4 protein-coding genes are annotated in these 7,877 nt (G+C 70.8%); 1 reads left to right on the top strand and 3 read right to left on the bottom strand.

Annotated features, from left to right (window positions below; all coding sequences use genetic code 11):
• The coding region (locus ACKOB8_RS00180; RefSeq protein ID WP_526374418.1) for an Ig-like domain-containing protein at nucleotides 1–1,949 on the top strand (1,949 nt) is incomplete at its 5' end.
• Here the strand turns inward: ACKOB8_RS00180 and ACKOB8_RS00175 are convergent.
• From ACKOB8_RS00175 to ACKOB8_RS00165, 3 genes are all read right to left on the bottom strand, one after another.
• On the bottom strand, nucleotides 1,938–2,219 hold the full coding sequence (locus tag ACKOB8_RS00175; RefSeq protein ID WP_526374416.1) for a hypothetical protein: 282 nt from the start codon (nucleotides 2,217–2,219) through the stop codon (nucleotides 1,938–1,940). The two genes, ACKOB8_RS00180 and ACKOB8_RS00175, sit on opposite strands and share 12 nt — an antisense overlap.
• Before the next feature lie 22 nt (nucleotides 2,220–2,241).
• The gene (locus ACKOB8_RS00170) at nucleotides 2,242–6,687 is read right to left on the bottom strand and encodes an HAD-IC family P-type ATPase (RefSeq protein WP_526374420.1); all 4,446 of its coding nucleotides are present in this window, start codon (nucleotides 6,685–6,687) and stop codon (nucleotides 2,242–2,244) included.
• Nucleotides 6,688–6,853: 166 nt separating this feature from the next.
• On the bottom strand, nucleotides 6,854–7,877 hold a 1,024-nt coding region (locus ACKOB8_RS00165; protein WP_526374414.1), incomplete at its 5' end, for an acetate/propionate family kinase.

Here is a 7,877-nt window from a genome sequence, read left to right as displayed (position 1 = left end):
CCGCCGACGGCACCTGGACCTACACCCCCGACCCGGCGCTCGCCGCCACCGGGGTCACCGACACCTTCGAGGTCCAGGTCAGCGACGCCCCCAGCGGATTCGCCATCCACGGCCTGCCCGGACTGCTGCACCTGCTCAGCTTCGGACTGCTCGGAACACGCGGCGACACCAGCACCTCCACCGTCACCGTGAGGGTCAGCCCCTTCACCACCGGCGGGCCGGCGAACAATCCCCCGACGGGCACCTTCGCGATCACCGCCACCAACGCCAGCACCGGGGTGGTCAGCGGAGTGGTCAGCGGTCGTGACGCGGACGGTGACCCGCTGAGCTACTCCGCACCGGCGTCGACGGCCAAGGGCAGCGTGAGCATCAACGCGACCAGCGGAGTGTTCAGCTACACCCCCACCCCCGCGGCCCGCACCGCCGCCGCGGCACCGGGAGCGACCGCCGCCGATCTGCAGGACACCTTCAGCGTCACCCTCACCGACGGCCGGGGCGGAAGCGGTGCGGTCGCCGTCGTCGTCGCGGTCACCCCGGCCGGCGGCACGCCCCCGCCGAGCGGAGCGTTGCCGGCATTCCCGGGAGCGGAGGGCTTCGGCGCGTACGCCACCGGCGGGCGCGGCGGCAGCGTCGTCTACGTGACGAACCTCAACTCGTCGGGGCCGGGTTCGCTGCAGTGGGCGATCGACCAGCCCGGGGCCCGCTACATCCTGTTCAAGGTCAGCGGCGTCATCAACGATCAGATCCATCTCACCAACGGCAATGTGACCATCGCCGGGCAGACCTCGCCGGGCGGGATCACCGTGCGCGGCTTCGTCACCGACGAAAGCCCGTATCAGGATCAGGAGGTGCGGGCGCCGAGCGACTTCGCGGAGAACTGGGTCCTGCAGCACATCCGAATCCGACCCGTCTCCGAAGATGTCAGCGTCGACGGGCTGCGGCTGCGCTACACCCGCAACGCGATCGTCGACCACGTCTCGATCGGCAACGCCCTCGACGAGGCGATCGAGATCTCCTACTCCAACAACATCACCGTGCAGAACACCCTGCTCGCCGAGACCGTCGGCGGCCACTCCATGTACGGCGGGATCCTGATGAATTACTCAAATCCCGCCTACGGATTCGGGCTGGACAATGTCTCCCTGCACCACAACGTGTTCAACCGAATCGAGGGCAGACTGCCCGAGGGCAGCCGCGAGTCGTTGGCGGCCGCCAACTCGACCATGAACCTCGAGGTATCCAACAACCTCTACTGGGATCCGAACTTCTTCGTCGCCCTCGGTCTGGGCACCGGCGTCGTCAATGACAGCAGCGGCAATTCGTACCCGATCTACTGGAATCTCAACGCCGTCAACAACTACTTCCAGACCAGAAGCGGGTTCCCCTACGGCATGTTTGACGACCAGTTCCTGCAGAGGCCGGGAAACCGGCTTTACGTCAGCGGAAACCGGATGAACCTCTACCCGACCCGCTCGGACTACCAGTTGTTCTACTGCTGCAACGACTACGCCTCGCTCAGCGACAGCGACGTGGCCGCGTACGTCGCCGGGCAGCGGTCCCAGAAACTCCCGGCGCGCCATCCATTCCCGGCGATCACCTACACCCCGACCGACCAGTTGCGCTCGGTGCTGCTGGCCACCGCCGGGGCCTGGCCGCGCGACCCGATGGACACCCGGCTGATGGGTAGTGTCGCGTCGAACACGATCGCGACGGCGGCGCGCAACACGAATCCGGCCGGTGACGCGTTGCTGCCGGCCTACTCCGGTTCGGCCCCGGCCGCTCCGGTCGACACCGACAACGACGGCATGCCCGACTCGTGGGAGAGCGCCAACGGGCTCAACCCCGCCGTCGCGAACACCAACGCCAACTCCCTGTCGACGTCGTATCCCGACATCGAGGTCTACCTGCAGAGGCTGTCGGCGGCGCGCATCGCCGGGTCATCGCTCTGACGCACTGAACGGCGCCCGGTCTACCGCGGCGGCGAGGTCGGCTTCGCGATCCTCCAGGTCGGACAACTTCCGGGTGACCAGTGCTGAGCCGATCCCCAGCGCCAGCGCGACCGGCCAGTCGATCAACTCCAGCAGCGCCAGCCCACCCAGGACTCCCCAGAAGGCCAGTTGATCCGGCGGCGGCACCCGGACGGCGCCGACGAGAGGAAGCCGGATCGAGAAGCTTTGTGCCTGTGCGACACGGCGGGCGGCGTCGCGCTGAGCAGACATGTTCATGATGTTCGTGTCCTGTTCACCGAGTGGATCCGTTCCGGTCATGTCGCGTGGTTTGCCTGGATTCGTGGACGACGTCCTGCGCCGAACCGGACCCGACGCCCTGATCGCCGTCGGAGTCCGGCTGCTGACCCCGCCCGTTCAACACCTCTACGCCCTGCTGCTGCGCGCCGGGGTCGTCGTCCTCGACGACTGAGCCGGCACCAGTGGCCCGCCGCCGCAGCAGTTCCGGGAGCACCGCGGCCAGTGCCGAGGCCACCGCGGTGCCGAGGAAAGCCTGTCCCCACCCCAGCGGATCCACCGGTGTGCACCCGAAGAACTGACTGACCACCGGTGTGCTGATCACGGCGGCCAGGACCAGGAAGGACCCGACCGCGGTCGACACCACCAGCGGACTCTGCGAATCGGCCACGGTCTGAGCCAACTGAGTCGACACCAATCCGATGAGCGCCACCGTCGCGGCCCGCTGCCGGGGACCGGTCAGCCTGGCCATCGTCCAGGCCAGGGTGGCGCCGGTCGTGGTGGCCGCCCCCCGCGCGGCAATCGCGCGCCACAGGGCGGCCTCGTCGCGATCCAGCTCCGCGTTGCCGTCCTGGCGACTCACCGCCAGCGCCGCCGCGGGCAGCGCGTCGGTGAGCATGTTGACCAACAACATCTGCCGCGCGTTGAGCACCGACCGGCCGGTCAGCAGGCTGGTGATCAGGGCGAAGGCCACCTCGCCGGCGTTGCCGCCGAGCAGGACCGACACCGCCGACTGGACCCGCCGCCACAGTTGCTCGCCTTCGTCGATCGCGTCGATCAGCGCCTCGACCCGACCGTCGACGAGGATCACATCAGCAGCGGTGCGCGCCGGGTCGCTGCCTGCGGCTGCCACCCCGACACCGACGCTGGCAGCCCGGATGGCGGCTGCGTCGTTGGCGCCGTCACCGACCATCGCGGTCACCAGCCCGGCGCGCTCGAGGGTCTGCACGACTTCGACTTTGTGTTCGGGGGACATCCGCGCGAACACCAGCCGCGAGCGGACCGTCTCGATGCGCTCGTCCGCCGACAACGACTCCCAGTCGCTTCCCGTGACGACCTCATCGGAAGATATCGGTAGGCCGAGTTCGCCGGCGATGGCCGCCGCGGTCGCCGGATGATCACCGGTGAGCAGCCGCACCGGGATGCCGCGGTCACGGAGTTCGGCCAGCAGCGGGGCCGCTTCGGCGCGCAGGGTGTCGGCCAGGCCGAGCAGCCCGATCGGGTTCAGCCCGGTACGGCACAGCCGTTCCATCGCCGCCGGATCGGCGGCGGCGCGGGCGGCCTGCCTCGCGGTCAGCTGCCGTTCGGCCACGGCGATCACGCGGAGGCCGTCGGCGGCGAGTTCGGTGATCATCGGCGCCCACTGTGTCGGCTGCGCGCCCGCGAGCACCTCCGGGGCGCCCTTGACGGTCAGCCGCGTACCGGTCAGCGCAGCGGCGAACGGCCGGCCGGACTGGAATGGAAGGTAGACGTCGGCCGCACCGGCTTCCGCAGCTGTGGCGGCCTGGCGGATGGCTTCATCGGTGGCGTGCTCGACGAATCCGTCGCGGGCGGTCACGGTACTCAGCGCGGCCTCGATGACCTCGGCAACCGAGTATCCCTCGAACGGCCGAATGTGTTTGACCCGCAACCGGTTTTCACTCAGCGTGCCGGTCTTGTCGAAGCACACCACCCCGAGCCGGGCGAGAGCTTCAATCGAGTTGGCGTTGCGGATCAGCACATGCTCGCCGGTGAGCCGGCGGGCCGCTGCCAGCTGCGCCAGCGTGGCGACCAGGGGCAGACCCTCGGGCACCGCGGCCACGGTCACCGCAACCGCGCTCCCGACCGCTTCGCGCAGGGCGGTGCCGCGCAGCACGCCGGCCAGACCGACGAGCGCCCCGCCGGCCATGCTCCACGGCAGCGCGCGGTTGGTGATGTGGCTCAGCTGTCGCTGCAGGCCGATCTGGCGCGGCCGTGTCGGTGTCATGGCCAGAGCCCGGCGGATCTCCGTGGTTCGCCCGACGCTGGTGACCACCGCGAGCGCGCTGCCGGCAACCACGGTGGTGCCGGCGTAGATCATGCACGACCGCTCGGCCAGCGGGGCGCCGGGCGTGGCCGCGGTCTGCTTGGGCACCGGCAGCGACTCGCCGGTCAGCGTCGACTCGTCGACTTCGACGGTGCTGGCCTCGATCAGCCGGGCATCGGCCGGAACGACGTCGCCGGTGCGAACCTCGATGATGTCGCCGGGCCGCAGGGATCCGGCCGCAACGTTTTCGCCCTCCCCGGCCCGCAGTGGTCCGACCCGGCGCCGGGCGGAGGGTTCCTGGACGGCGAGCAGTCGCCGCAGGATCCGCTCGGCGTGCATCTGCTGTTGGGCCGACAGCGCGGAGTTCGCCAGCAGCACCCCGCCCACCAGAACCGCGTCCAGGGGTGAGCCGAGCAGCGCGCTGGCCACCGCACCGGTGGCCAGGATCGGGGTGATCGGGTCGTTGAGGTTCGCGCGCATCTCGCCGAAGAATTCGCCCACCAGTGACCGCGACGCGGGCGGTCGGCCCGGCGGCTGGGCGGAATCGGCCGGTCGGGGCAGCAGCGTGCGAACCTCACGCACCGACAGCGCGTGCCACTCGTGTCCGGGTTCCGGTGCCGGCGGAGCGTCACGGAACACCGCGCTGCCGCTGCGGAAGCCCGCCCACAATCCGGTCAGCGCGCTGACGTTGACGGCCTCCGGCCCGAACCCGGGAACGCCGGGCACCAGCATCAGTGCCCCGATCGCTGTGCCCGATATCGACAGTCGCACCCCGCGGGCGCTGGCGGTGCGGGCCGCGGGTATCGATCGCAGAATCCGCCACACCGCCGGTAGATCGGCGACGAAGATGTCGGCGCCCCAGGGTGGAGTCTCGTGCCGGCTGATGCCGATGGTGACGTCGGCGCCGTGCCGGGCGGCCATTTCGGACGTGGTGACCAAGGCGACTGTCGCACCCTGCGCGTGGAGCACGTCGATCAGATCGGCCAGGCTCGCATCGAGCGAACCCGAAGCGGGAACGAGCGTGTCGAAGCCCTGCGCCAGCGAACGCAGGCCGTCGTCGTCGACGGAGACCACCCGCACCCGCGCCCGGCGGGCCTCGGCGACCACCGCGGTGGCCATCGGATCCCGCACCGGGCTGACCAACGCCGACCCCGCCCGGCCCGCTCCGGGGATCGAGGACAGCTTGTGCCAACCGGGCCCGAGACCCCCGCGGGCCAGCGCGGCGCGCGCGGCCTCCCACGCGCTGGCGCGTTGGTCGCTGTCGACCCCGCGAACCCGGCTGATCGTCAGGGTGTCGGTGTAAAGGCTGCGCGGGTCGAGGACGATGACGTCGACCCGATCCAGCGCGCGCAGCGCCCGGGGTCGCACGACGACGGCGTCGTGATGAGCGGTCAGGCCGCGAGTCATCGCGCAGCCGAAGGCCTCGCGCGCGGCGCGGGTCGGTTTCGGCGTGGTCACCAGTGCGGCCGCGCCGGCGACGGTCGGGTTGCGGGTCACCGCACCGGCCACCGCCGCGGCGATCAGCCCGACGCGTCCCGCGCGGTTCGAATACTCCTCACCCGGTCCGTCGGCGAAGATCGCGGTGCCGTGCGCGGGCTCACCGCCCTCCGGGCAGCAGCGGGCCAGCTCGGACTCGTGGCGGTGCCAGGCCAGCCGGGCGTTCCAGGCCTCGACGGCCAGCATCGCCCTGCTCGCCGCCTCGGCGGCGGCCGCACTCGGCGACACCGTCAGTGCGGCGGCGGTGGAGTTGAGGATCGAGAACACCAGGTCGGTGCCGTCGTTGCCGAGCCTGCGCTGGATCTGGTGACGGATCACCGGGATGTTGTCGGCGACCGCCGGCATCACCGAGACGACGTCGGGCAGCCCCGGCAGTCGCATCGCCGCTCCGGTTAGCGAAACACCCAGTCCGACCGCCGCGGCGGCCGCGCCGATCGCGCGGGAAATGAGGATCGAGTCGTCTCCGGGCAGGGTCAGCGGTCGATGCTCGGCGGGCGCGGTGCCGGCGCGGCGTTCGGCCTCGGCGACGAGTCTCGTCAGACTCCGGGCAGGACCCTGCGGCCCCACGGTGACCACCACCCGGGCGACCGATCGATTGATGACCGCATCGAGGACGCCGGGCACCGCCTGAACCGAGGTCAACACTTCGTCGGCGATCGCGTCGGCGTCGGGACCGCTCAGGCCGCGCACCTCGATCCAGCGCCGGGTCTGCTGATCGTCGGGGTGATGGCTGCTGCGCCGGGCCGCGGGACCCCCGGCCGCCTCGACGGCCATCGCCGCAGCGACCCGACCGATCGTGCGCGCTCCGGGAATCGCGCGCAGCGCCCGGCTCCCGGTGCGCGCGGCGGTGACACCACCGAGCAGGGCTGCGCTGCCGGCGACACCGGCCGCAAGGGCGGTCGTCGTCACGGCCGCGTCGACGCCGGCCGAGGCCATCCGCATCGACTCGGCCAGCAGCTCACCGAGCGCGGAGCGCGGCCTGAGCGGCCTGAGCATCATTGCGTCACCGTACCCGCCGAAAATGACGCCCCCGGGGCTAGCCCTGGCCCGCCGTTGACTGTGCGGTGGGGTCGGTGGTGTCAGCGTGTTGGCCGCCCTGACTTCACAGTCAATGCGGTTGCTGCACCGCGACGGTCATCGCCGCGCGGGCGATGGCCAACTCCTCGTCGGTGGGTACCACCAGCACGACGGTGGGCGAGGTCTGCGCGGAGATGCGTCGGGCCCCGCCGGCCGGGCCGGCGTTGAGTTCCTCGTCGAGTTCGATTCCCAGGCTGCTCAACCCGCTCAGCGCATCACGCCGCACGCTGGCCTGGTTCTCCCCCACCCCCGCGGTGAACGTGATGACGTCGACGCGCCCGAGCAGCGCCAGGTAGGCACCGATGTACTTGCGCAGCCGGTGGATGTAGACGCCGTAGGCCAGTGCGGCGACCTCGTCCCCGGCCTTGATGCGGGAGTCGACCACCCGCATGTCGACGTCGCCGCTCAAACCGAGCAGACCGGAGCGGCGGTTGAGCATGGTCTCGATCTGGTCGATGCTCATATCCGCAGTGCGCGCCAGGTAGCTGATCACCCCGGCGTCGATGTCCCCGGCGCGGGTACCCATCACCAGGCCTTCCATCGGGGTCAGCCCCATCGAGGTGTCGATGGGCCGACCCCCGGCGATCGCCGACGCGGACGCTCCATTGCCCAGATGAAGCACGATCTGGTTCAGCGATTCCACCGGCGTGCCGAGGAACTCCGCGGCTTGCCGACTGACGAACTCATGGGAGGTGCCGTGGAACCCGTAGCGTCGGATCCGCCACTTCGCCGCCACCTCGCCGTCGATGGCGTAGGTGGCGGCGGCGGCGGGCAGATCGTGGAAGAACGCGGTGTCGAATACCGCGACGTGCGGCAGATCCGGAAGCACCTTCCTGGCCACCTCGATGCCCAGCACCGCCGGCGGGTTGTGCAGGGGCGCCAGCGGCGCCAGTTCCCGGAGCTCGTCGACCAGCGTGTCGTCGATGACGGTGGGCCGGTAGAGGTTCGGCCCGCCGTGCACGACCCGATGGCCGACAGCCACCAGCCCGAGCCTGTCCAGGCTCTCCCCTGCCTCGGCCACCAGGTCGAAGGCCAGCCGCAGCGCGGCCTCATGG

The organism is Mycobacterium sp. (genome assembly GCF_046091765.1).
Lineage (GTDB): Bacteria > Actinomycetota > Actinomycetes > Mycobacteriales > Mycobacteriaceae > Mycobacterium.
The sequence above is the reverse complement of the archived record's forward strand: the minus strand, read 5'-3'. Positions and strand labels throughout refer to the sequence as shown.

Coding starts and splice junctions, on each gene's coding strand:
- ACKOB8_RS00175 (WP_526374416.1), bottom strand. CDS start 2,219: ATGTCTGCTCAGCGCGACGCCGCCCGCCGTGTCGCACAGGCACAAAGC.
- ACKOB8_RS00170 (WP_526374420.1), bottom strand. CDS start 6,687: ATGCGGATGGCCTCGGCCGGCGTCGACGCGGCCGTGACGACGACCGCC.